The organism is Hominimerdicola intestinalis (genome assembly GCF_054655215.1).
The window spans coordinates 56,169-81,723 of the sequence record NZ_BAAHNZ010000011.1 but is presented as its reverse complement, the minus strand read 5'-3'; the positions used below and the strand labels follow the sequence as shown (position 1 = coordinate 81,723).

The window sequence follows — 25,555 nt, the reverse complement described above, 5'->3', positions numbered from 1 at the left end:
TATTTTTATTAATGGCATAATAATATTAAGATTTTAACCGACAGACCTTTCAAAATATTTATATTTAGAAAGCTCGTCCATAAACTTAATCGCATTTTTTCTTTTAATTCCGTTTGTCCTATAAATAGTGTAATTTGTTCTTATTTCAACTGTATATCTTAATGATAATTGTTTGCGGTATGTATGAACAGCGACAACATCTGAAATTGTAATGTTATAGCTGCTAAATAAGCCATTTTTTCCTTGGATATTGCCGTTTTGAATCGTTATTTTTTTGTTGTATCCATTTATATTAACAAGTAGTGCGATTAACCATCCTATTGTTAGTAGATATGAAGTTTGGTAAATAACAACAAATAACAATAGCGAAGTAGCTTTTGATAAAAATCCCATAATAAAATCTAAGATAAAAACAACAGCCAATAATATCAGATTAACTTTCAATTCCCATCTGTTTACACTTCTAATTGTAAATTCATTCATAGCTAACACCCCAGACTGCGACATGATATCGCACTTTTTTGAAAAACAAAAAACCATATATTTTTGTAAAACCACTTGACACCTTGCGCAAATTTCTTGATTCCATCTCGCACCCAAAGCCTTTGCTTCTTCTTATTCCTCCTTTTTGTGTCACCGTGACACTCTCCAAAGTTTTACTAGAAAACTTGAAAAAGGAAATAAAATCCACATATTTTTGTCAAAAACCTCTTGACAACCCTCACAAATTGTGGTAATCTAAATACATGGGTATAACAAAAGACACCCACCACAGGTTACGTTTTCTGCCAGGAAAACGTAACCCAAGCAACACAGATGTCAGTCGCAACTGTGAAACCTTTAGGTGAATGCCTAATATTCGTCTACTATTGTAGCACGATTATTATAAATTTGTCAAGGGCTTTTCAGATCGTTTGTGAGAGGACATCTGAAGGGCTCTTTTGTATTACTTAAGATAACAACATTGCAATTAACTTTAATTGCACGGTGAGGTACGCACTGGCAACACCGTTATCAAGGGGATTTTTCCCTAGCTTAGTAGGTTTGAGTGAGCCGCCGCACAGCAGTCACTTCGTCCAATTAGCAAGGGACGCTAAAGTCTGAGGTATGATGTAATCTCAGCCGCTCGGAAAAAGTGGAGCGAAAGAAATCATCAAATAAAAAACATTTATATTATAAATCGCAAGCCTTCACCTTGTATGATTTATAATAGCCTCAATAAGTATATTAGTATATGCTTATTGAGCGGAATTCATAATAATCTTGTTTGTGGATTCCGCTCAATGAACATAACTGGTGAGCTACAAGGGGCTCGAACCCCTTACTTACTAACTCACAGCCAGTCACTTTTGAAAGATGGTGCCGGTGACCGGGGTCGAACCGGTACGGTATCACTACCACAGGATTTTGAGTCCAGCACGTCTGCCAATTCCATCACACCGGCATTGAAATTAATGCTTAATTATTATAGCATAATTTCTAACAAAAGTCAAGCTTTTGAAACTAAAAAATTGCTCGTTAAATTTATGCACATTTATATAAAAAACTCCTTGCTTTTGAATGTAAATTATGATAAAATTAATATACAGAATCAATTATTTTTTCTATATAAAAATAACTTTCCAGGAGGTTTTATAATGTGTATCAATGATTTGAAAATATTAATCTGCGATGATTCTATGTTTGCCAGAAAAAAGCTTGGTATGTTTATTTCTTCTTTAGGAATAACAACTATTTATGAGGCTGCTGACGGAAAGGAATCTGTCGAAAAATATATGAAATTCAAGCCCGATGTTGTTTTCATGGATATCGTTATGCCTGTACTTACCGGTGTAGACGCCTTGAAACAGATCATGGCTTTTGATCCCGAAGCAAAGGTAATAATGGCTTCCTCCGTCGGAACTCAAAGCCATTTAAAAGAAGCTATCAATGCCGGAGCAATTGATTTTCTGCAAAAGCCTATCGACGATTCGCAGGTCGAAAAAATTCTCAATAATATTTCAAGGGGGAATTAATATATGTTTGCACAATTTTTCGGCGGTTATCTCCTGAATAAAAATCTGGTCACAGCTGAAGATCTTGCTCAGGCGATAGAAGATAAGGCCAATACAAGAGCACGTCTTGGGGTTCTGGCGATCAACGCGGGTCTTATGACGGCTGAACAGGTCGAACATATCAATGTAGCACAGCAAAGTGTAGATAAACGCTTCGGAACGCTTGCAGTGGAATTCGGATATTTAACGGAAGCAGACGTAGACCGTTTGTTGTCTGAGCAGCCGAAGGATTATCTCGTTCTGGGACAGACCCTTGTAAATAACGGTGCGCTTACAAATGCTCAGTTTGAAGATGCCATTAACAATTACAAAGCTGAAAACAAGCTGTCCGATGAGGATATTTCAAGCAGCAAGAATGAAAAACTGCTTGAGCTTGTCAATAAGTTTTATCACTTTAATACTGCGGAATATGCCCGTATTTATGCCGCTTATGTAACTCTGCTTTATAAAAATATTATCAGATTTATAGGCGATGATTTTACTCCGTACGAATCTTCCGTTGCCAGAAGCTTTGACGCCGTAAATATCGTCAGCCAGAAAATAAACGGCAAATATAAGGCCCGTATCTGTATTGCCTGCGGTCATGACGAGTATATTCACATAGCAGAGCGTTTTTCCAAGGAAAGCTTAAATGAGATCTCAGATTATACCGACGCAGCTGTCGGAGAATTTCTCAACGTAACAAACGGACTCTTCTCGGTTAGCGAATCAAATGAATACGGAAACGAGCTGACCCTAGAGCCTCAGGAATTTATTAAATCCGGAAATGTAAAATTTGAAAAAGACGCATTCTGTATACCGGTAGCTTTTTCGTTCGGAGAAGTAATTTTTATAATTTCGATCTATGATTAATAAGCAAATAAAGCCGCGAAGCAAAAAAGCTTTGCGGCTTATTTTTATGTCCTGACTGCCCTTACCGCAACTCTGCTCCAACCGCTCCAGGTGCAGGTAAACAGCGTAAGATCCCAATCATCGGAATTTGAAAGCATTGAATCAATATCCGTACCGTTTATCAGATCAGTCTGAATAGCTTCAAAGGTAAATTCACGTCCGTATATATCTGTAAAAATAATCTTGCTTCCGCTGTTAAGCTCATCAAGTCGGGCAAAAAAATCCTTGTAATTATGCGCTGCAATTACAATATCCCTCTGTTTAATAGTTCCTGAATACCTGCATGGCGAAATATTAAGGTTATCGTAGCTCCACTCGCTCATAACAGGAAGCTCTACCTCAATATCAGGAATTGAAATAATTCCGATATACAGCCTGCCGTCTATTTCAATATATCCTTCATCAGATATATCAGCGCTCTCCTCCTCCGAAGCCTCGGACATATCCTTATCAGATACAAAAGAGGTTTCGGTAATTTTATTTTTCAGAGTATCCAAAACGCTTCTCATATTTTTTTCACTTTGGTTCTCATGATAGCAATTCCATAAAACAAGGGACAATGCCGCCAAAAGCAACACCGCCCCTGCAGCTATCAGAAACCGTCCTTTTGAGTTTCTTTCAGCCATAATATTTTTTATCACTTTCTCTTTGAATTAACTCTTACTCCGACTGCTATCAATATAAGACCTGCAGCAGAAAGCGCCGGAACAGGCCACCAAAGCTGTCCTGTCTGAGGAAGCTTGCCTCCGTTTGAGGACGTTTCAGTTTCAGAGCCGGTATCAGTTTCCGAAGAATCAGTAGTTACAGATGTGCTGTAGCTGTTGACTATCGTAAACTGAGTTTCATTAGATTTGTAGCTGACTTGGTAATCCTTGGGTATATCCTTTTCTTTTATCTTCCACTCCGAATCGGCGCTTGCGCTCCATTTATAAGACCAGCCGTTTGCTTCGTTAAGCTCAACAGTTTCCTTAAGAACACCGTCACAGTAAAGCTCAACGCTTATAGCTTCCGGTCTTACGTCAATATTGTCATTTTCCCAAAGCTTTATAACCTTAAATTCCGTTATATCAGGGGAAGGGATTTCGGTTACCGTGAACTTCGGATAAACAGTCAGATCAAAAGTTTCTCCGCCATTTTCCGTCATTTCAATAAGAGCTGCACTCGGAGTATAAAGCTTACCTCCGGCCTCTGCAGAACTGCCGGTTATAAGGTACAGACCTGGCGTTAAGCCTTCAAAGACTGCCTCTCCTTTGCTGTCCGTACTCCTCTCGGCAGCCGGTGCAAGCTTGTCCACCACAGCATAGTTTTCAAGAGTAGCAGCAGCTTTCTGTACCGCTGAAACTGACATATCGTCAAGAGCTACAGGATATTCAGCAAAGTCTCCTTCGAGAGCAAATGAGCCGTCATCTTGCCTTGAACCGACACGGAAGGCCCTCATCTTCATGTCCGAAAGCACTGCCTCATCAGTTTTGCATATAAGCGTCAAAACCCCGTAAGCTTCGCTTTTATCATTGCTTGCAGCTGCCGTTATACCCGAACAGGCAAGCATCATCAGTGCAGCTATGCATAAAACTAAGCTAAAAAGCCGTTTCGTCTTTAATTTCATTTATTTATCACCTCTACTGATTATCAGTTCCGTTTTCTCCGCCGTCATTATCATTGTTTGCTATATCTGATAACAGAATATCCTTCGGCGAATGTTTTTTTCTGCCTCCGAATATCCAGAAGATAATCAAAGCAAGCAGCAGCGGAGCGGCAATTAACGGAAAAACCGTCATTGGATCGAGCTGAACTGCGTCCGCTGTAACCTTTGTTACTGAAGAATAAACCGTATCAGTTCTCTTTCCTCTTACTAAAAGTCTGTGTGAATTAATTCCGTAAGGGGTACAAGTCATAAGGGTAACATAATCACCGCCAGGTATTACCGCTAGATCGTCAATATCTTCAGGCTTTACGATAAGTATCTTATCTACTTCGTAAGTGAATACCTCGTTAAGGACCGTTATCGTAAAATTATCGCCTTCTGTCAGATCGTCCAGATCGCTGAAAAGCTTTGCAGACGGAAGACCTCTGTGCGCTGAAATGACAGCGTGAGTATCAGTTCCTCCAATCGGAAGCGTAGAACCCTGCAAATGCCCTACTGCAATATTAAGCACCTCGGCGCTTGTACCGTGATATATCGGAAGATCGACTCCTATAGCGGGAATAGTAACATAGCCCATGATTCCCGTACCTGTGATATCCAGTATATTTTCATAGCCGGAAACCTTGTTATAATCCTTGAAAGGAGCGGACAATCTGCAAAGGCGGTCGTTGTATTCCTCCGCTTTTCTAAAAATATCCTCAAAATCTTCCTTGTTCATTTCGCTTACTTTTTTATTATAGGTTTCTATTGCACGGCTCTGAGTCCGTGAATTCCACCAGTCGCTTATTATCGGATAAAGCATCACGGAGAGCCCCACCAGCAATATTACCAGTAATATAATCGTAGATATCTTACTGTTCTTTTTCCTCATGGAGTCCTCCCTAACGTCTGCCGGCAGAATTTACTGCCGGCAGAAAAGCTATAGGTAATTTATTGATTCAGAAATCAGTTTTCACGGTTTTTCATGCGCTTCTTAGCGATCAGGAGGATTCCCGAACCGGCAACAAGCACTCCTCCGGAAATATAGAATATAGTAGTACCGATTCCGCCTGTCGAAGGAAGCTCGGCACCGGTGTTATTAACAACTGTGATCTCTCCGATTCCCGTATCGGCGGAAGCTGTTCCGTTAACATCTCCGGCCTTGACCGTAAGGTCTGTCAGAACGTCAGCAGCTCCGTCCCAATTCTGTCCGTTAGAAGTAGTTGCAGTAAGAGTAACGGTTATAGGACTTGTAAGCTTATTATATCCTGTAGGAGCTTCCTCTTCAGTTAGAATATACTCTCCGTCCTCGATACCAATAACCTTGAACAGACCGTTTGTGTCAGATTTGAGAACCGACGCCGAGTTTTTATCTGCAGTCCAGCCGATCACCTTTCCGTCAGCGCCAACCTGAACGTACATATTGTCGCTTGATCTCTGGAGAGTAAACTTTGCGTCCGATAGTTTTTTGGATGCGTCTTCGCCGTCAATCTTAACAGTATCAAGCTCGTATGTAAATACAACTACCTTATCGACAGGAGTTTTACCTGTATTGTCTGTATCTCCTGTACCGGAAGCATCAGGCTTGTTTGAAAACTCAAGATATACCTCATTGGGGTTTCCCGAATTGCCGATCACAGCGTTTTCATTAAGCTTAGCAGTATATTCAACTATGATTTTACTGTCCTTTGTTACTCCGTCGATAGCTTTTACATCATCACAGGTAACAGTAAGAGAAGTTCCCTGATAAGAAACTGTAAATTTATCGGTAACAGAAGTCTTTGTGCTTCCGTTGACAATATATACGGCTGCATCGTTATTATAAGTAAGACCTGCGCTTAAGGTATCATTGAAAATATATTTATATGTATCATAATCGCCGAGTCTGTCCGGAAGAGTTCCTATAAGCATGAAAGGAACATTGTCGCTTATATCCCAGTCTGCAACGTCGTTGAAGCCTTCGCCGTATCCGTCGTCAGCAGTATAGGATTCTTCCTTTACCTTTTTCTCAACAGCCGGAACAGCGCTCTTCGGCGTTACATTTATATCCCCTGCAACCTTCAGCATAAGCTTTGAATAGGCGTCGGTTTCCGGTACTGTATTATCTTTTATAAGATAATAGCCCGCGCTTAGGTTATCAATTTTTCCGCCCTCTGCAACATTTCCAGATGGAGAAGTCAGGTTTTCAGCAACTACCGCAGCAAAGGCAAAAGCTTCTTCGGAATCGTCAACAAATTTTCCGATAACCGCTGCAACATCTGCGGCAGTTGTACAATCAGCAAACTTTCCGCTTAGAGCAACATTATTAGTGCTTTTCAATGCGGTAAGCAGAGCAGGACCGTCAACGCTGTCTCCCCAGGTTATAAGCTTCAGAGTAGTGCCTGAAAGCTCTCCCTTGAAAATCTGATAAACATCATAGGTGTGGCTTGCGCTTGTTCCGTCTATAGTAATTGAATAGGTTGCTTCAGCTGAAGAAGCAAAAGCTGTAAACGAAACAGAAGCTGTTACCATGCTTGCAGCTATAACTGCAGCAGCTGCCATTCCGGCAAATTTCTTAATCAAACTCATATTTCTTCCTCCATTTTTTTATTTAGCGTTCGTTTTGCAGCGACGCTTATTTTTATAGAATCCATACAGTGCGGCTCCGCAAATTACCGCACCCGCAGCATAGAAGCCTGCCGTTCCCGTTCCTCCGGTATCGGGCATCTGCACACTTTCGTCCACAGTATCAGATTTGTTTATGATCGATATAGTTCCCCGTGAAACCGAGCCGTTATTTGAATAGCTTACAGTAAAACCTTCGATAGCCGTTTTTTCGACTACATAATAATACAGCTGATTACCATTGTTCGGATCACTGGCAGGAAGATTATCAAACGTAGTGCTCCAGCCGTTTGCCCTGTTTAAAACCTGATCGTAGAACACCATCTGTGATCCCTCAGGAATTCCGTCGGCGTTGTTCACTCTGTCAGGATCATTCGGAGCTACTGTAGACCAATACAGATCAAACACTATATTCTCTGCGTCTGACGGAGCTGCTATCGTATTGCCGTTTAGATCCTTCCATAGCTTTTCGACTTTCATTGCATTGTCGTTTTCGATCTCTATAATTCCGTCGGAATTAATACCATTATTATAATATACCGGAGAATACGGAGCGCCCTCTTCCCCGACCGTATAGTCAACTCCGCCGACATTATAGCCTATTTCCTTAACATAATAATAAACCGGCAGGCTGTTCTTATCTCCGTTAACTAAGTTATCCCATGTATATGTCCATTTACCGTTATTATAAGCTACTGTAACAGGTTCTCCGACTTTATCCAGGTTAACATCAGGCGGGAATCCGTCGCTCTGGTTTATAAGCGAGCTGTAAAGCTGAAGCGTTACCGTATCGGCTGTATGCGCCTCATTTCCGCCCCAGGTTTTCTGTGCCGTAACCGATATGTTCTTTAGATTAGGAACTGCAAGCGAACCGTCCGACAGTATCAGCTTATAAGAATCAACACCCTCAGGAAGCTTTTCGGGCGGCACACGGTAAGCAAAATAGATTGGCTTATCCAAGAGAATATATCCGTCCGGCGCTTCTGTTTCCACCAGTTTGTACAAAGAGCCGTCCTCTTTGATATTATCTACAAGTTCAAGCTGGAAAGCCTCTGTTTCACTTGTAGTAATTACCGCCGGCGCAGCGTCAGCGCTCCATTCTTCAATTCTCAGCGCCTTAACTCCGTTACCAAGCTTTGAAGCCGCAAGCCATACGTTGTTTTCAGCATCGTACTTATACAAATTGAAGCTTGCTTTCAGCAGAGTTGAATAATCTCCCGCGTCAACCTTTTCGATCTTTATAGGTGAATTAGCGGTAGATGTTGACTGCGTATGATCCTTGATAACAAACAGATCTTCATGCACAGCATTATCGGATATTGTCTGAGTATCTATGGAAATATTATTGAATACGCCTACGCTGTCATCAAGGCTGTCTGTTTCACGCCAGCCGTAATATGTATACTTGATCCTGATATGTTTACCGTCAGGCACATTGAATGTCAGCTGAGCGGCATATTTATGAAAAGTCTTAGTAAAATCAGCAGTTATCTGATCTGGCAGCTGATAATTTTGATCCCATGTATTGTTATCAAGCGCAATACCGATATAAGCGCCCTGAGGAATATTGTTCCAAACCTCAAAGCTGCACTCGGCAATTCCGTTTTCATCATAAGTAAGCTGTTCAAACCTTGTATCAGCCGAGTTATTCCATATCCTATTACCGTAAGAATCAGTATAATATACAGTACCGCTTACTTTTTTTCCGGCTGTTCCGTATAAAAGGATCTTACCCTTGGATTCCGAAAGAAATCCTGATATCCTGTATTCAGTGTCGGAAATAGCAGTTACTGAAGCCGATGCATCAACGGTTTCCATCGGTCTTGTATCGTCAAGAACATAACTGTACTGACCGCTTGGCAGCGGATGTTCCTTGCCTTCGGAGTCGACCTCATATATTTTTATGCTTTGCAGGGAAACCTGGAATGCGCCCGGGTCATTGCACACATTCGCAGTTCCGTCGGGATCATAATAAGTTCCGCTTTTAAGCGTATCTACAAGCGTAAGGGTATCTCCTGACGATAAGTCATTAGCATCAGGGTTTATATCTACTGTATAATCAATATATCCTGCAGCGCCGTTAGTCTGACCTCCCGTCTTTGACAGAACACCGACCTCTACCCTCTGGGTCTGAGATATCTCGTCGTACTTTCCGTCTGCGTCCTGAAGTCTGTTTGTAAACGAAACTGCACCGTTGTTTTCTTTAAGAAGCTTCTCAAATTCCGGAACAGATATCATTGCGCTGTAGGAAATCGAATACTTCTGACCGTTATGACCGTTAATAGTAAATGTAATTAGCTGCTGACCGTTTTCCTCTGTGATATTATACCTGTTGCTGTCCCAACTATATGTGGAATTAGGCAGGTCATATTTATTGCTCGGATCAGTCCAGCCTTTTACCTTAGCGTCCTCATACAATTTAAGTCCTGCGGGCAGAGTATCTTTCAATACTATCTCAGTACCGCTTGTATAAATATGATTATCATTTACCTCGATCAACCATTTAAACAGATAGTATTCCGTACCGTCTATCGTGACCTTATCCAGGTTTTCGGGTTTATACTTTGTAGTATCCGAAGTCTGATTAGAAAAATCGCCGTCGTTTTTTGAATACCACGCGTCAAATTTCTTATAAGGTACGCTTCCGTCAGGCTTTATGAAATCAAAGGATTTATTATCCTCTTTTCCGTTGAATGAAACGGTGTTTTTATATGTTATCGCTGCTCCGCCCGAAACCTCCGAGTAATCAACAGTACTTGAATAAGTGATCCTTATATCTCTTATATCATCAAAAAACTCTTCATCTTTAAAGGAAACACTGAAACCGCCGTCTGATCTTACTATAGAATAGTGATCAGCGTTCATAGCAGTATATGATGAAGAACCTGCCGGTATATACTCGATAACCGCGCCTGCCGCCTGAGCCTCAGTAATGAAATGCGTTGACGCACTGTCGCCGGTAGTCATAATATCGGTAAGAGTTTGTCCTTTAAAACCGCCCTTTTCCTGCTCGAGAGTAATAGTCCAGGGAATTTCAAGAGTTTCGGTTTCCTCATTGTTAATTACCGTACCCCTGTTTTTATAAACATTATTTTTCCTGGAATATTCCGCAGTATCCGTATCTCTGTCCTTTTCCGAGTAGTCGGGGTCGGTAAGTACGGCGGTATTTACCGTAGTATACTTATCTCCTGAAACCTGTGTAGCGTCCTCGATACGGTCGGTAGAATAGGTTATCAATATCTCCGTTACGCTGTCGGGAACTGTACCGAACGTAACAGATTTACCGTCAGTTCCCAAGGTATAGTCTACCGGAGTCCCGTCCGACTGAACCACATTTAAAGTACCGTTCTTAACAGCGGCCGCCACAAGCTCATCTGTAACGGTAAATCCGCTTAAAGAACCGCTTGTGCTGTTATTCGTGACCTTGATCGTCCATTTATAAGTTGAATCCTGATTATTTGTTTCGTGATACTTATCAACATCATAAGGCTTTTCAACAGAAGCCGAAGCGTCTTTTGACTGGTTATCATCCGGAGTTTTTATAACCGCCTTATTGGTATAATCAGAATCGACAGCAAGATCGGTTTCGTAGGTAATAGAGATCTGCTTATCGGTAACTCCCTCTTTAAAAGTAAGCACGCCGTCAGATATCTCATATTTATCGGGATCAATACCCGTTACAGTCATTCCGGCTTTAAATGCAAAATCCTCTATCTTAAATCCATTAAGGTCTATTCCGTAGCCGTTGTCGATCGTTATCGTCCACTGTGCTTTATTGTTGGTATAATCCGGAGTTCCGGATTTTTTAATATCCATTTTCGCAGGGACCCATACATGAACATCATCCTCGGTAACAACGCTGCCGTTACTGTCGTTGACTGCCGCTTTATTATAGGCATTACCGTTATTTAAAGCTATTGAGCTTGGTATCGGAGTTTTATAGGTTATTGTCACCGATTTATCCGTAACATCTCCGAAAATATACTTTCCGCTGTCCGGATCGTAGCTTCCGGCAGTTCCCGTGATCTCAAGAGCCTGCCCAAGCATACTGTCAGTAAGGTAAAAATCGTTCAGAGAATCCCCGTTCGGATTATCCACTTTAATAGTCCATGTTATAGTTCCGTCATCATTATTCGTACCTGATTTTTCAAGGGTAAGCTTTCTTTCAGGATAACCCGGAACAACGACCGTCGTATCTCCGAACGAAATATTTATATCGGTATTATTATCGGTAGCGGCGCGTTCAACGTCAGCGTCGAAAGTTAGAGTACCGCTTATAGCCTCTCCTTCATGCTTTGCCAGATACTCGTCGGTAAAAGTAATTATTACATATCCGTCCTCTGTAATAATATATGTACCGGATTTTTCATTTTTATCATATACGTTTCCCGGAGTAAGATTACCGCTGCCGTCCTGAGGAAGTCCTCCCTTGGGAACTACTATGTGTTCGTCAAGCTTATAGTATATATGCGGCTGGGTATTGCTTACGTCGCCTGCCAGCAGTGCATAGCCTATATTAAAAACGACGTGTTTTATCTCAGAATTCCCGGTATTGCTGACATCTGTAACGCTTGCTTCTATAATATTAGGTTCAAAATTATACGCTCCGTCCGGAACCGCCGATGAAGCGGTAAGCTGCTGGACAGACACTGAATCCGACGACATACTTATAGCCGGCATTATCAGACTTGCAAAAACGGAAACGGCAACGATAAGCGACAGTGCGGCAGCCGCTGCTCTCCAGCGCCTGTGCTTTTTATGCTTATTCATAAAATGCCGTATTCTGCCGTTAAAATCAAGCACTTGAATTACTCCCTTCCATTTTGATTCGGGCTATTATTTCAGAGTTCCCAGTTCCTTAAAAGGCCATATCCTGAAGCTGACCTTGCCTACGACCGACTCCTCGGAAACACAGCCTACAGTTGAAGAACGGCTGTCAATAGATGTTGACCTATGATCACCCATTACGAAAACGCGCTCGTCCGGGACCTGATACGGCAATTCTATGTCGCACTCGCCCAGCGCCTTTTCATTAAGATAAGGCTCGTCCAACGGTTCTTCATTTACATAAACCGTTCCGTCCTCATCTATATCAATATAGTCCCCTGAAACGCCGATAACACGTTTCAGCAGAATTTTGTTATTGTAATAAAACGCTATTATATCGCCCTGCTTAAACTCCCCGGTTTTTCTGCATACTACAAGCTGTCCGTTGATAAGAGTCGGCGACATACTCGTTCCTGTAACCCTCAGTACAGGCATAAACAGCATTGAGATCAGTACCGCCGCTGCCGCTGTAACGATTAAAGACGATACCGTACTTATAAGTATCCTTCTGAATTCCTTCCGTGCCTTAACCCTTTTAAGCTCGGCTTCCAGCTGCTTTGCCGCAGGAAATTCATTATCCATTAGGCTTATTCTCCGTTTCATCGGCGGTCTTGACATTCATTGCAGTACAAAGCCCGTCCAGCTGTCTTGACATATGCTTCAGAGCCGCCTCAAGCTCTTTATACCCCTCTGCCTTTTCCCTAAGCTCAAGCTTCAGTGATATATTTTCCTCAGCCGTACTGTCAAGCTCTTTTTTCATTGAAACCAATATTTCAAGCAGTTCTGCACGGTTAAGCCTCCGCAATTCCTTATCAGTCATCAAAACACTCTCCGATATACCACGCTAAAGTGATAAAACGTTGTACTAATACATTTTTTATTCTTAATTTTATTATACCATCGGAACGCTATAAAGTCAAGGTACAAAAGCTATTTTTTAAAATTTAGCACTTATTTAGTCAAAACCTATCAATAAAATTCCAAAGTACGCTTTTTCATATATTAAAGCCGCTGTTAAAGTATATTTTTTTAAACCGCCGTTTGAAAAACAAAAAACTATCCCAGCTTTATTTCAGCTCCCTCATTCAGCCTGAACGAATAAATATAACAGGCTTTGACCGGCATATCAAGAAGCAGGTCAAACGCCGCCTTATAAAGCTCAAGCTGCGTTCTGTAGCCGTAAAGCTCAGAAATATCCCGAAAATTGTCGGTTTTATAGTCCACAAGAACATAGCCGTCGTCTTCTTTGAATATACAGTCGGCAATTCCCTGAAGCATAGATCCGGAAGACATATATCGTTCATACTTACTGTCAAGTTTCAAATCGGAAAAGCTTACGAGAAACTGCTTTTCTCTTATTATCATACTGCTTCGGCTCATTCTTTTATAGAACTCTCCGCCGAAAAACCTCTTTACAGCGTCAAGATATACTCCTCCCGCTTCTCTTTCAGACATACAGCCTTTATCAACAAGTCTTTTCAGCTCTGATGAAACGTCCTCCGCAGCGTTTTTATAATCAGCAAGCTCCATAAATAAGTGGGTGCAGGTTCCCTTCTGTGCCGAATTCAGCTTTCCTATCTCATCAGACAGCCTGGGGAGCTGCGGAAAGAACTCAGGATTCTTAACTCCGTATTCAAGCTCCTTTTCCTCTTTTACCAGCTCGGTTACCGTAAGCTTTGAAGGAGTATCAGAAAATTCATGGGAATATCTGAAATTATAACGTTCGCACAATTGCGATACAAGCTTTTTATCGGGATATATCGGCTTGAAAGCAGTACGGGAAGCTTCCTTTACGTCAGGAGATCCTTCGCTCCTAAAACTGATGACCGCTTCCGTTTCAAGCTGAGGAAGTTTTTCCTCAACCCCCATTTTTTCAAGAAAGGCCTCATTTCCGGGACAGCAAAGCAGAACTGCGCAGAGCCATTCAAGATAAGAGCCGCACTGTCTTACGATTCTGCTGTTTATTCCTCCTGTACGTGAGATCTCCTCGGCAATTGCGTTTACAGTACGTCTTGTGTCAAAACGGCCGTTACTGCTTTCACGTATCATAACAGGAATAAACAGCTTCTCCTTTGCTCTGGTCAGCGCAACGTAAAGCAAACGTATTTCCTCGCTCAGAGTCTTATTGCGGCCTATAACGCTCAGCGCCTTATGACTTATAGTTTCGGTCTGAGTGAGCCTCTTATGATCAAGTATCGTAAAGCCTGCCCCAAGCTGTTCGTCAAGCAGCATTCTTTCGCTTATATCCGATAAATTGAATTGCTTATCAATACCGCAAAGAAATACAAACGGATATTCCAGACCCTTTGATTTATGTATAGTCTTAACGCTTACGCTGTCCTCGCCCTCTGTTACGGTAACCGCCTGACGGAAATCCTTTCCGCTTTCATATACAGAATCAAGGTATCTGATAAAGCCTGTTACGCCGCCCTCTCCGCTGTTTTCATAAGACGCCGCATACTCCAGCAGAAGACGCAGATTAGCACGCTTCTGCCTGCTGTTTTCATAAGCTGAAGCAACCGCAAAAAATCCCGTTTCGTCATATATTTTTCTTATAAGCCTTGTAAGTGACATTCCGGCGGCATAAAACCTCAGTCTTTTAATAAGCTCAAGAGCGTACCTGCATTTCTCCTCAAGCACAGGATCTTCAAGATATATTTTATCCGCTTCTCTTTCGTGAGCATTTTCTGCTTTTCCGATTGAATTTATTATCTGATAAATATGCTTTGCATAAGAGCCGCCTGATCTGCAAAGATTTCTCAGTACCGCTGTTTCATCGGCGGTAAAGCTCATTACAGGCGACATCATTACCGAAGCCATAGCCATATCCTGCATAGGATTATCTATTACCCGAAGAAGATTTACCATAACTGCGATCTCTCTCGCTTTAAGGTAGCCATTGGTTTCCTCGCTGAAGGCCTTGAGTCCTACAGCTTCCAAAGCGGCTGAAAGCTTTGAGGCCGCAGATTTAGACCGTGAAAGCACACAAAAGTCCGACGGACGGCAGCAGCGTCTTTCAGCACCGTCGTAAACGGGAAAGCCCTCGTCGATAAGCTGTCTTATACGCTTGGCAATAATATAGTTTTCTTCTGTAAAAAGAACATAATCGTCCTCGTCGGAATCTTCCGATCCGTTCTTATCAGCGGAAAGCTCCGCCATAATAATTTCAGTATCCGGGTTTTCTCCTCCGTACTCCGCTCCCTGCTGCAGGGCTTCATCGGCGCTGTAAACAAGCTCTCCGACCTCTTCGCTCATAAGGTTTTCAAAAACTAGATTTACAAAATCAATTATATTCTTTCTTGAACGGAAGTTCTGCTTTAAGGAAACTGATCTCAAGATACGGCTGTTCTCTTTATTCGCCGCCTTTTCCCGGGCATTTATGAACAGCTGAGGATTAGACTGTCTGAAACGGTAGATCGACTGCTTAACGTCGCCTACAACAAAAACGTTTTTGCCGAGGACCGACAGATCGTCCGTATCTGAAAGCGCTTTGAAAATAAGCTCCTGAAGATTATTTACATCCTGAAATTCGTCTATAAGTATAACCTGATAATCATGGTTTTTCACGATCTCTTCGGCAAGCGGGGTACGGATCGTTTTTCCGTTTTCCCTTTTTACCAGAAGCCTTATCGCCATTCTTTCAACATCGGAAAATTCCAGAGCATTCCTGATCACCTTTTCATTCCAGGAATATTCCTCCGTACTTCTGCAAAGACCGCAGAGCGCCTTGAAAATTCTCTTTGAAGTCAGAAGATCCTCTCTTATGTGAAGACCAGTTCTGCGGCAGGAGGCTCTTATTTTTTTTACGCAGTCCTTACAGCTTTCCCTGAGCTTTTTTATCTGCTCCGCACCTAAAGCTCTTTCTTCAAGCTGAGCAGGCGCAATATCGCCCTTAGGAAAAGCGACGGTCAGCCTTTTCCACTGTAAGCTTTGCGAAAAGCTGTATATCTCCTCCCATGAACCGTTGTCAAGTGTGCCGATAAACGCTTTTATAAGCTCTTCGTCGGAATTAAGCGCCTCACCCGCCGATTCCTTACAGCCGAATTTTTCATGCAGGCGGTAAAATACCGACTTTGCGTTTTCATTAAGCTTCAAGGCCTTTTCAAGCACTTCTCTGTATTCGTAAGCCGCAGTGCCGATAAAATCTGAGATCCTGCTTTCATCAGTAAATTCTGCGGCTTTTTTCTCTGTCCACTCTTCCGGAAACGGCAGAGAACGCAGAAAGCCGTAAAGCTTTGCAACGATTTCCTCAACAGTCTGCTCTGAGCTGTCCGAAAGAGATTCAACTAAAAAGTCAAGCTCCTCAGGTTCCTCCTCCGATAATTTCTCCATAGCCGCCGAAACCGCATTTTTAAGTATGACCTCTGAATCGGTTTCGTCAAGTATCTTTATTCCGTCCTGAAGCTCAAACTCATGAAGATTGTTCTTTACAAGATCCAGACAGAAAGCGTTGATAGTATTTATTTTTGCCAAAGCAAGCCTGTCCTGCTGGCTCTGGAGCCACTTTCTGCGTTCAGGGTCTGTTTCCTCCAGTATTTTCTTTTCAAATGCATAGGAAAGCTTTTCTTTCATCTGCGTCGTAGCGTCTACCGTAAAGGTCACAGCAAGCAGACGGTCGGCAGGTATATTTCTGCTTTTGTCAGCCAACAGGCTTATCGTGCGTTCGATCAAAACTGCGGTCTTTCCGCTTCCAGCCGCCGCCGAAACGACAACTCCCCTGTCGGTGGTATCAATAGCCGTCCTCTGATCTTCCGTCCATTTTACCGCCATGCTTTCTCACCGCCTTTCCCGTTTTCCAGAATATTTTCAAGTTCGCTTTCCAGCTTATGAATGTCATTTTTTGTGATCCTTCTCGGATTCTTAGGAGAAGCGTTTCCGCATATTCCCCAGTAATCACAGTAGCTGCACGGGATCTTTGCGCTTATTCCCTCTCCCTTGCACACCGGATCAGCCTTTATATCTCCTTCAAACAGCCTGTCGGCAAGTCCGCAGACCTTATTCAGCGCAAATTTTTCCAGAGCTGCGAACCATTCGGCAGCTACCGGAGTTTTTCCCCTCGGAGATATGCTTCCGTCCTTGTTGAACGAAAACAGCGTAAACGCTCCTCCGTAGCTTTTATTAAGTGCACCGACAGCGTTTTCATCATCTACCATAATACCGTCAGGTCTGTATTTCCTGGCTCTTACCTCAAATATCAGATCTTCAAGTTTATCGGCTTCCTCTGCGTCAGCAGGGGAAAGCTCGGCGGGACAGTCTTTCAGGTGATTATACATAACCGCAGACGGTTCAAGCCTTCCGTCGGGATTCAGCTCGTTGACGCTCTGAGTTACCGCCAGCAGATATATCATCATTTGTAAATTAAGTCCGCTGTAAAGCTCGGCTATATCGAATGCAGTTGAGCCTGTCTTGTAATCTATGATACGCAGGTATCTTCTTCCGTCGGGAGCTTCGTATATATCCGCACGGTCTATGCTTCCCCTTATATTTACGGAATAGCCCTTCTCAAGAGTAAGCTTCAGTATACTTTCGCCGTTCTCCTTGGTAAGATCAAATTCAAATGCCGCAGGTCTGAACATAGACTGCGAAAGCTCAGTCTGTATCAGCCTTATCATATTATAAGCCGAACTTTCAAGACGCTTCATTTCCTGTCTGAACCGGGCGTTCTTTCCGTATTCGCCGCCCATTTCCTCCGTACAGTAACGTTCAAATTCTTCATGGATCTTTTGTTTTACCGTTTCCTCACTGAAGCTAACAAATTCATCGTTGAACAGACGTTTTCCGTCCTTTTCAACGCTCATTATTCTTTCAAGACATCTGTGTATCAAATTTCCCCTGTAAAGATTATTAAAAGCCACCCTTTGCGGTGGATAAAGCTTTAGTCCGTATTTACAGAAAAAACTGAAAGGGCAGTTGTAAAAGTCGGTTATCCTGGTCGCGGAAATATTAAGATCATTGCTGAAAAACAGCTGCTCTGCGGTTCGGCTTGTTAGCTTATGCGCCTTATTTGACGCAGATTCTTTTACAAAATCAAGCTTCTGACTGTATAGATCAGAGGTTTTGAGCGATTCCCCGACAGACACGATCTCAGCAGTTCTGTCTTTGGACTTTTCCAGATACTTATAATAAGCAGTCTTATAGGATGTACAGAAAAAGTCAGGAGAAATATTCTGAATTTTTTCCGTTTTCATATACTTAAACATATTTACTGTCATTTTAACAAGCACTGACGGATTTTTCAGCCCCCCCTGCGAATCGGATTCTGAAAATAAAACATACAGCTTGTCCGACGGCATTGCAGCAGTCTGATATACGGTAAGGCGTTCATCCTCCAGTGACGAAATAACGCCGGTATTAAGATCAACTCCTGCGTCTTCCAGCTGACGCTTTTCTCGCTCGGTCAGCAGTCCGTCGGTCTTGGCGTCCGCAGGAAACACTCCGTCGTTTGCTTCGATAATAAACAAAGCCTTAACATCCGAAAGCCTTGAACGCTCTGCTCCTGCACATCTTACCGAATCCGTTTTCTGGGGAGGAGCAGAAACCGTCATCTGTGAAAGCATAAGCCTGAATATCTCATAGAATCTGCGAAGGGTCAGCTTTTCGTTTCCCATCTGCTCATAAACAGACTGAACAGCGGAAAGTACCGATAACCATACCTGCTTAGAAGCTCTTCCCAGTTCAAGCTCGGTATCGTTTGACGAACCAACCGCTCTTTTTACTACGGAATATATCTCCTCCGACAGCTTTATTTCGTCCAGCAATTCAAAAAGCGCAGTGCATATCTCCTTTGCACAAGCATTTTCACAAGATGATTTGAATTTCTCAAGCGGCTCGATTATTTTCCGCCTTGTCTGATCGATACGTTCTGACGGCTCGGAATCCTTGCCGCAGGCTGTGAATTTTTCCAGCCACATTGAACCTCTTACATTCCATTTTATACAGTAATTTTCAAGGTCGCATATATCGTAATCAAACAACGGACAAAGCGGTGATTTTATGTATCTGAGAATGTTTTCGGTTTTATATTCCGAAGTTAGCACACAGGAAAAAATACTTTTCAGATAAATAACCAACGCCGACTGTTCAACGCTTCGGCGTTTATCTATAAAGTACGGAATATCATATCTTTCCATCGTTCCCTCCAGTACGGGGGATATATCTTCAAGATTTCTTGCCGCTACGGCGATGTCCTTATATCTATACCCCTCTTCCCGAACCAGCCTAGAAATTTCAGCACAGACAAATTCCGTTTCTTCATAAATATCTGCTGCCGAAAGAACTCTTACACCGTCTGAACTGTCAGCTTTAGGCGGCGAAATACAGTAAAGGCGGCGGTTGATATGCTCCAGAGCGGAAACCGAATAATCAAGATCCGACTCAGATATTTCACTGACGGGAATATTAAGGTCTGACGCAGTACGCCTGAGCCTTTCTCTGGTTCTTATCGTCTGAGCAAACGGCGTCTGATCAGCACTCAGATTTTCCTTATCTGAAATAACTAAAGATACGCACACGCTGTCCGCCTGAGAAAGCATACATCCGATAAGACGGTATTCATCCTGCGAAAAGCTTGAGAAGGAATCCAAAAAGACTTCCGTTTCCTTAAAGTAACCGTTTGCTTGGGCAAGCCTTACACATTCGCCCATAGAGGTAAGAGCGTCTTTCAGACCTGCCGCCGACAGTTCTTCAAGGTAATATTCATAGAGCGATGAAAGGTCGAACAGTTTGCTGCTGACTGAACCGTCAAGCTTTTCCGCAGCTGCCCGCAGATCGGCAGGAGCTATTCCCGACTGGATAAGCTCGCTCACAAGAGTAATAACCTCTCCGATAAACGTACCCTTATCAAGCGCTTTTTTATAAAAACGGACACTGCGGCTTTCCTTTAATCTTCTTACCGCTTTATACATTGTTATAATTCTGGCGTTTTCATTTGCGTTTTCTTTCGAGCCTGCGCCGTACTCCCTGCTTATCAATTCAGAAAGTCGGTTAAAACCGGCAGTTTTTATCCTGTTGAACAATTCCGCTCCCATAAGCTCATACAGCTTTTTATCATATTCAAACGAAAACTGGTCAGGAACTATTACCAGTACGTTTTTGCCGCCAATACACGCCGACTTTATTTCTTCGCAGAAACGCCGTTCACGGCTGCTGTGAACGGCTCCGTTTATAAACCTCAGCATCGAAGCCACCGCCTTACTGTGTTAGTAAAATCCGTTCGGATACTTTTTCTCATTATTATGGTAACACACAACGGCAGGGTTGTCAACTTAAAGCTTTTACTTGGTGTACATAAAAGCGTACAGTTAAACAGCCGGCGTCCTGAAACGGCACCAAAAGGCTCGGCTGTAATATATTATCCGAATATACGTTTGAAAATCTCGGCTATTTTAAAGGAGTATTCTGTTTTTACACCCTTTTCTTCAATTCTTACCCTTTCATCAGTATCACCTTTACGTTCTACGCTTACGCCGATAATAAACTGAGGAAACAGCAATGACATATTCTGCGCTTTCAGCTCCCGGCAGTCTGCGAAGGAAGCAAACACCACTGCCGACGCGATTCCTGCGCATAAAGCTCTTCCGAATTTTGAAACTGTTTTTTCTGTCATAATAAAAGCCTCCGTAAATTAAGTATCGTAACTTAATTCTTGGAGGCTTTATATGAGTTTATTCAGTCTATATTAAATTTATCCCAGTACCCTTTTGGCAATATCGCAGGATTCCTTTGCGTCCCTTGCGTAGTAGTCTGCCCCGATCTTTTGTGCATAGTCAGCTGTAAGCACCGCTCCGCCTACCATTATCTTGCAGTCTACGTTTTTTTCTCTCAGAAGTCTTATCGTTTTCTCCATGCTCGGCAATGTAGTAGTCATAAGCGCAGACAGACCTACAAGGTGAACGTCGTTCTCAACCGCACAGTCAACTACCAGCTGACAGTCTACGTCCTTGCCCAGATCTATAACGTCATAGCCGTAATTTTCAAGCAGTACCTTTACGATATTCTTGCCTATATCATGAATATCCCCTTTGACCGTAGCAACAATTATCTTACCCTTAGACTCACTTTTTTCTCCCGATTCCGCAAGGTGTTTCTTTATTACCTCAAAACAGGACTGCGCCGCTCCTGCAGACTGGATAAGCTGCGGCAGGAATATCCTGCCGGATTCAAAATCCGCTCCCGTCTTGTCAAGCGCAGGAATAAGCATATTATTTACTATATCCATTGCGTCAGTACTTTCAAGCAGACGCTCGGTTATTTTTGCGCCCTCGGCTTTCAGACCGTTTTCAATAGCATGATCAAGGCTTATCTCTGGAACATTCTGCTGAGAGGGTTTTATCTCAGTCTTCTGAACTCCATACTGAGCAATGAAATCAACAGAGTTCTTATCTATATCGGCAAGCAGCTTATATGCTCTTACCGTCTGCATCATTGATCCTATATTCGGATTGATAATCGGCAGATCAAGTCCTTTGGTAAGTGCCATCATTAGAAAGTTATGATTTACGATCTCTCTGGCAGGAAGTCCGAAGCTTATATTTGAAACTCCGAGAACCGTTTTGCAGCCCAATTCATTCTTTACACGCTCTAGAGCATTTAAAGTTTCAAGTACCCCAGCCTGTTCTGCCGAAGCTGTAAGGGTAAGACAGTCTATATATACGTCCTCACGTCGTATTCCCATGCTTTCAGCCCGTTTTACTATTCTTTGAGCTATCTCAAAACGCTTTTGAGCAGATTTCGGTATTCCGTTTTCGTCAAGACAAAGTCCGACAACGCAGGCGCCGTATTTCTTTACCAGAGGCAGAACAGACTGCAAAGATCTCTCTTCACCGTTGACCGAATTGACAATAGGCTTTCCGTTATAAACTCTCAGTCCGGCTTCAAGTACCTCCGGATCAGTAGAATCAAGCTGAAGCGGAGCTTCCGCAACGCCCTGCAGAGCCTTTACCGCTTTTATCATCATATCCTTTTCATCAATTCCAGGCAGGCCTACGTTAACGTCAAGAATATCTGCACCAGCATGAAGCTGTTCTATTCCCTGACCGAGAATATGATCCATATCCCCGGCAAGCAGCGCTTCCTTGAAGCGTTTTTTCCCTGTAGGATTGATCCTTTCGCCTATAACTCTCGGCTGATCTATAATAACGGTATTTGCGGCACTGCAGCAGGCAGGAGGAATATTGCTCTGGACCGATATATACTTTTCCTTTGAAACTGCATTTCTGAGCGCTCTTATATATTCAGGCGAAGTTCCGCAGCAGCCTCCGAATATTTTTACGCCGAGGGGAACAAGCCTTTTCATAAGCTCGGCAAACTCTTCCGGCCCAATACTGTATTCGTTTGTTACAGGATCGGGCAGACCGGCGTTTGGTTTAACGACCACGGGAAGACTAGTCCACGAGCAAAGCTCCTTGACTAACGGGTATAGTTCCTTAGGCCCCAGCGAGCAGTTGACACCTATTGCGTCCGCTCCCAGTCCCTCCAGCGTTAAAGCCATAGAGCTTATACTGCAGCCAGTAAAGGTACGCATATTTTCTTCAAAGGTCATAGTGCAGATAACAGGCTTATCGCTGTTTTCCTTTGCAGCAAGCAGAGCCGCTTTCAGCTCGTAAAGATCGGTCATAGTTTCAAAAACGATAACGTCGCAGCCGCTTCCGGCAATAACCGCCTCCCTGAAAATATCATAGGCTTCTTCAAAGGACAAAGTTCCCGTCGGCTCAAGAAGCTGACCTATAGGTCCTATATCAAGCGCAATAAGAACGTTTTTTTTCCCGCGCGCCGCCTTTGCGTTTTCAACAGCGGCTTCTATAATTTCTGAAACGCCGAAGCCGCAGCCTGCAAGCTTACAGCGGTTTGCACCGAAGGTATTAGCGTAGATAATATCCGCGCCGGCTTCGATATACTGCTTATGAATATCTTTAAGCCACTCTGGCTTTTCAATATTCAGAACCTCGGGAATACCTCCCATTTCAAGTCCCCTAGCCTGAAGCACAGTACCCATTGCCCCGTCAAGGTACACAAATTCATTTTTAAGAAGCGTTTTAAAATCCACAGTGTTCACCCTTTCTTCTGTATACGCATTTCTCCCTTATATTGCAGGTAACGCAGCCGCGCCTGCCCTTAGGTATTTCATGATCCGATATTCCCATTACCGCAGTTACCGATTTCCGCGGTGTCAATATCATGCTTTCGGTTGTATTTAATCCTATTCTCTTCGGTGCATTAAGAACTTCGAGAAAATTACGCTGAATATCTATCGGAAAATCTCCGTAACCGGGGGAAAACCTCCATGTAAAAAAGCAGTTTTTAACAGAAGCCTTTATCTCTTCCTCGGCTATATCGCATACCTGCTCTACAGCGGCGCTTGCAAGACAATCTGTAATTACGGCTTTTGTCATATCCACAGCCTCAAGCTGCCTTATAAGCCTGTCCGCACCCGAGGACAGCGTAACGCACATAAGCGCACACCTGCCGCATTTTTCAAGATGAGCTTCTATGTCCTTTCCTTTAAGCGAAAGCAGAGTTCCGTCAGCAAAAATACTGCCGCCTTCACGTCTCAGGTCAAACACCCTGTAGATATAAGCGGGGGATATGCATTCCAGCAGCCTTTTTTCACATTCGTCCAGCAGACTGCGTATTCTTTCATCCGGTTCACGGCTTCCGTAGCCGAGGTATCTCAGAGCTTCGGCTTTATTAAGAGCGGTCAATTTCATAATATTTATGCTCCCTCAGGGGCTTCCTCCATTCAATAAGGCTGTCGTGCCAATTATACCATATAATTATTGGTTTTTCAAGCTGAAATTAATCATCGTTTTACCTGCGGCGCGGAAGATCTTTTTCAGAGCCGATGAAACAAATACAAAGAAAAAATATTGAAGCCTCCGTCCGACCTGAGATTTATATATCCGCCCTGCTTAACGGCGATCTCTCTTGCAAGATACAGTCCTATACCTATTCCCTCCTTTGAACCGGCGTTTCCTCCTCTGTAAAATCGGCTGAATATTTTAGCCTGCTCGGATTCCGGAATTTTATCTCCGCTGTTCTTTACCTCTACTTCGGCGAACATACCCAGCTTTCTTACTGAAACATAAATTTTTCCTCTCTCGTCTGAATACTTTACGGCATTGTCCAGAAGATTAAAAACCGCTTCAGCAGTCCAGTTGCGGTCGTGGCTGATAATTATACGGCTTTCCTCGCTAAAAACAATTTCCCTGCCGTTTTTGACAGCTTTTGCATATACGTCCTTAACTGCCTTCAATACCGTTTCGTTAAGGCTCTGCTCCTTCATAGCCAGACGGATAAGACCGATTTCAAGACGGGATATCTTTATCATGCTTTCCGAAAGAAAATTAAGCCTGTCTACCGAAATACGGATAATATCTGTATATTCCCTGCGCTTCTGTTCGTCAAGTCCTTCGTCGGAAAGAAAATCAGTGTACATTTTCAGATTGGCTATAGGCGTTTTCAGCTGATGCGATATATCCGATACCAAGGCTTTTATGCTTTCCTGTTCTGCCTTTGAATCTTCATTTTTCTTTTTCAGTATCCTTACAAGCTTTATTATTTTGCTCTGAAGCTTTGAAACCGCCGTATCCTCATTATCGGGGAAGATCTCTCTTTCCTGAAGTTCTGCAAGACAGTCGGCAAGCCTTGAAAAATCCGCCGCAGTTTCGGTTATAAACCTGTCGTCCAGCCTTAATATATAAAGCATGACCAATATAAGCACAGCTTCTCCTGCCAGCGAGCAGAGCGCAGCGCTCCAGCTTCCGCACAGCAGGTAAACGGCTGCCGAAAAAGCTGCTGAGGAAAGTACCGATACTGCCGCAGCACAGTTGCGTTTCCTTTTATAATACCTTGTTCTCATTTCATTCACCAAACGTATAGCCGATACCAAATACCGTAATTATATATTTCGGATTTCTTGAATCCTCCCTGAGCTTGCTTCTCAGCCGCTTTATATGAACGCTTAGAGTATTTTCATCGATAAAATCGCCGTCAATATCCCAGACCCTTTCAAACAGCGTATTTCTAGTAAGCACCTGACCTTTATTCTTTATAAGGACCTCCAAGAGCTTGTATTCAGTTGCCGAAAGCTTTACTGGCTCTGAATCCACGAAAACATTCATTTTGCCGAAATCGACTGTCAGACCCTTATATGTGAAAATATCCTTGCTCTCCCCCGAGGCGCTTCTTCTCAGTACCGCCTTTATCCGCTGAAGAAGAACCTCTACTGAAAAAGGCTTGGAAATATAATCGTCGCAGCCTGATCTGAAACCCTCTATCATATCCTCGTCGGTATCGTTGGCAGTAAGAAATATGATCGGGATATCCGATTTCTCTCTTATTTTGCAGCACAGCTCAAGTCCGCTTCCGTCAGGGAGATTTATGTCAAGTATTATAAGACTGAAGCCGTTATTCAGAGCCTTTTCAGCCTCGCCGCAGGAAAATACCGAAACAGCCTTTAAGCCGTTCTTTTCAAGAAAATACTTTATACCTCCGTTAATTACCGGATCGTCCTCAGCAATAAGTACCGACTTCATAAATAAACCTCCTCCTGAAATCA

17 protein-coding genes and 1 tRNA gene are annotated in these 25,555 nt (G+C 43.0%); 2 read left to right on the top strand and 16 right to left on the bottom strand.

The window, feature by feature from the left end; all coding sequences use genetic code 11:
* Positions 1-33 precede the first annotated feature (33 nt).
* Positions 34-600 (bottom strand): hypothetical protein, encoded by a 567-nt coding sequence (locus ACYQ0H_RS10115; RefSeq protein ID WP_459812713.1) that lies wholly within the window; start codon positions 598-600, stop codon positions 34-36.
* A gap of 757 nt (positions 601-1,357) precedes the next feature.
* A tRNA-Leu gene (locus ACYQ0H_RS10110) sits at positions 1,358-1,444 on the bottom strand.
* A 193-nt stretch (positions 1,445-1,637) separates the two neighbouring features.
* On the opposite strand from ACYQ0H_RS10110, the gene ACYQ0H_RS10105 reads away from it, so the two are divergent.
* Both ACYQ0H_RS10105 and ACYQ0H_RS10100 read left to right on the top strand, forming a co-directional pair.
* Positions 1,638-2,015, top strand: a complete 378-nt coding sequence (locus ACYQ0H_RS10105) for a response regulator (protein WP_459812712.1) — start codon at positions 1,638-1,640, stop codon at positions 2,013-2,015.
* A 3-nt stretch (positions 2,016-2,018) separates the two neighbouring features.
* Positions 2,019-2,906, top strand: a complete 888-nt coding sequence (locus ACYQ0H_RS10100) for a chemotaxis protein CheX (protein WP_459812711.1) — start codon at positions 2,019-2,021, stop codon at positions 2,904-2,906.
* A 44-nt stretch (positions 2,907-2,950) separates the two neighbouring features.
* Here ACYQ0H_RS10100 and ACYQ0H_RS10095 read toward each other — a convergent pair whose 3' ends face one another.
* The 14 genes from ACYQ0H_RS10095 to ACYQ0H_RS10030 all read right to left on the bottom strand — a co-directional run bounded on the left by ACYQ0H_RS10095 (position 2,951) and on the right by ACYQ0H_RS10030 (position 25,532).
* Positions 2,951-3,571, bottom strand: a complete 621-nt coding sequence (locus tag ACYQ0H_RS10095; RefSeq protein ID WP_459812710.1) for a sortase — start codon at positions 3,569-3,571, stop codon at positions 2,951-2,953.
* Positions 3,572-3,582: 11 nt separating this feature from the next.
* Complete coding sequence (locus ACYQ0H_RS10090) at positions 3,583-4,551, bottom strand: Cna B-type domain-containing protein (protein ID WP_459812709.1); 969 nt, start codon at positions 4,549-4,551, stop codon at positions 3,583-3,585.
* Between the two features lie 13 nt (positions 4,552-4,564).
* Positions 4,565-5,461, bottom strand: coding sequence for a class C sortase (locus tag ACYQ0H_RS10085; protein ID WP_459812708.1), 897 nt, complete (start codon positions 5,459-5,461; stop codon positions 4,565-4,567).
* Between the two features lie 74 nt (positions 5,462-5,535).
* On the bottom strand, positions 5,536-7,137 hold the full coding sequence (locus ACYQ0H_RS10080; RefSeq protein ID WP_459812707.1) for an isopeptide-forming domain-containing fimbrial protein: 1,602 nt from the start codon (positions 7,135-7,137) through the stop codon (positions 5,536-5,538).
* Positions 7,138-7,155: 18 nt separating this feature from the next.
* Entirely contained in the window at positions 7,156-11,976 is a 4,821-nt protein-coding gene (locus tag ACYQ0H_RS10075; RefSeq protein ID WP_459812706.1) for a Cna B-type domain-containing protein, read from the bottom strand.
* A 33-nt stretch (positions 11,977-12,009) separates the two neighbouring features.
* Positions 12,010-12,582, bottom strand: a complete 573-nt coding sequence (gene lepB, locus ACYQ0H_RS10070; protein ID WP_459812705.1) for a signal peptidase I — start codon at positions 12,580-12,582, stop codon at positions 12,010-12,012.
* On the bottom strand, positions 12,575-12,820 hold the full coding sequence (locus ACYQ0H_RS10065) for a hypothetical protein (protein WP_459812704.1): 246 nt from the start codon (positions 12,818-12,820) through the stop codon (positions 12,575-12,577). Before ACYQ0H_RS10065 ends, lepB begins: the two co-directional genes overlap by 8 nt.
* A 236-nt stretch (positions 12,821-13,056) precedes the next feature.
* Positions 13,057-16,770: a helicase-exonuclease AddAB subunit AddA gene (gene addA, locus ACYQ0H_RS10060; RefSeq protein WP_459812703.1), complete on the bottom strand. Its 3,714-nt coding sequence runs from the start codon at positions 16,768-16,770 to the stop codon at positions 13,057-13,059.
* Positions 16,761-20,177, bottom strand: coding sequence for a PD-(D/E)XK nuclease family protein (locus ACYQ0H_RS10055; protein WP_459812702.1), 3,417 nt, complete (start codon positions 20,175-20,177; stop codon positions 16,761-16,763). The genes addA and ACYQ0H_RS10055 overlap by 10 nt, the downstream gene beginning before the upstream one ends.
* A gap of 173 nt (positions 20,178-20,350) precedes the next feature.
* Complete coding sequence (locus ACYQ0H_RS10050) at positions 20,351-20,605, bottom strand: hypothetical protein (protein ID WP_459812701.1); 255 nt, start codon at positions 20,603-20,605, stop codon at positions 20,351-20,353.
* A 78-nt stretch (positions 20,606-20,683) separates the two neighbouring features.
* Positions 20,684-23,044 carry a homocysteine S-methyltransferase family protein gene (locus tag ACYQ0H_RS10045; RefSeq protein WP_459812700.1) on the bottom strand — a complete coding sequence of 787 codons (2,361 nt, stop codon included), beginning with the start codon at positions 23,042-23,044 and terminating at the stop codon, positions 20,684-20,686.
* Complete coding sequence (locus ACYQ0H_RS10040; protein ID WP_459812699.1) at positions 23,034-23,705, bottom strand: vitamin B12 dependent-methionine synthase activation domain-containing protein; 672 nt, start codon at positions 23,703-23,705, stop codon at positions 23,034-23,036. The genes ACYQ0H_RS10045 and ACYQ0H_RS10040 overlap by 11 nt, the downstream gene beginning before the upstream one ends.
* A gap of 125 nt (positions 23,706-23,830) precedes the next feature.
* On the bottom strand, positions 23,831-24,856 hold the full coding sequence (locus ACYQ0H_RS10035; protein WP_459812723.1) for a sensor histidine kinase: 1,026 nt from the start codon (positions 24,854-24,856) through the stop codon (positions 23,831-23,833).
* 1 nt (position 24,857) lies between these two features.
* Entirely contained in the window at positions 24,858-25,532 is a 675-nt protein-coding gene (locus ACYQ0H_RS10030) for a response regulator transcription factor (protein ID WP_459812698.1), read from the bottom strand.
* Positions 25,533-25,555: the final 23 nt, after the last annotated feature.

Coding starts and splice junctions, on each gene's coding strand:
- ACYQ0H_RS10105 (WP_459812712.1), top strand. CDS start 1,638: ATGTGTATCAATGATTTGAAAATATTAATCTGCGATGATTCTATGTTT.
- ACYQ0H_RS10100 (WP_459812711.1), top strand. CDS start 2,019: ATGTTTGCACAATTTTTCGGCGGTTATCTCCTGAATAAAAATCTGGTC.
- ACYQ0H_RS10095 (WP_459812710.1), bottom strand. CDS start 3,571: ATGGCTGAAAGAAACTCAAAAGGACGGTTTCTGATAGCTGCAGGGGCG.
- ACYQ0H_RS10090 (WP_459812709.1), bottom strand. CDS start 4,551: ATGAAATTAAAGACGAAACGGCTTTTTAGCTTAGTTTTATGCATAGCT.
- ACYQ0H_RS10085 (WP_459812708.1), bottom strand. CDS start 5,461: ATGAGGAAAAAGAACAGTAAGATATCTACGATTATATTACTGGTAATA.
- ACYQ0H_RS10080 (WP_459812707.1), bottom strand. CDS start 7,137: ATGAGTTTGATTAAGAAATTTGCCGGAATGGCAGCTGCTGCAGTTATA.
- lepB (WP_459812705.1), bottom strand. CDS start 12,582: ATGGATAATGAATTTCCTGCGGCAAAGCAGCTGGAAGCCGAGCTTAAA.
- ACYQ0H_RS10065 (WP_459812704.1), bottom strand. CDS start 12,820: ATGACTGATAAGGAATTGCGGAGGCTTAACCGTGCAGAACTGCTTGAA.
- addA (WP_459812703.1), bottom strand. CDS start 16,770: ATGGCGGTAAAATGGACGGAAGATCAGAGGACGGCTATTGATACCACC.
- ACYQ0H_RS10055 (WP_459812702.1), bottom strand. CDS start 20,177: ATGCTGAGGTTTATAAACGGAGCCGTTCACAGCAGCCGTGAACGGCGT.
- ACYQ0H_RS10050 (WP_459812701.1), bottom strand. CDS start 20,605: ATGACAGAAAAAACAGTTTCAAAATTCGGAAGAGCTTTATGCGCAGGA.
- ACYQ0H_RS10040 (WP_459812699.1), bottom strand. CDS start 23,705: ATGAAATTGACCGCTCTTAATAAAGCCGAAGCTCTGAGATACCTCGGC.
- ACYQ0H_RS10035 (WP_459812723.1), bottom strand. CDS start 24,856: ATGAGAACAAGGTATTATAAAAGGAAACGCAACTGTGCTGCGGCAGTA.
- ACYQ0H_RS10030 (WP_459812698.1), bottom strand. CDS start 25,532: ATGAAGTCGGTACTTATTGCTGAGGACGATCCGGTAATTAACGGAGGT.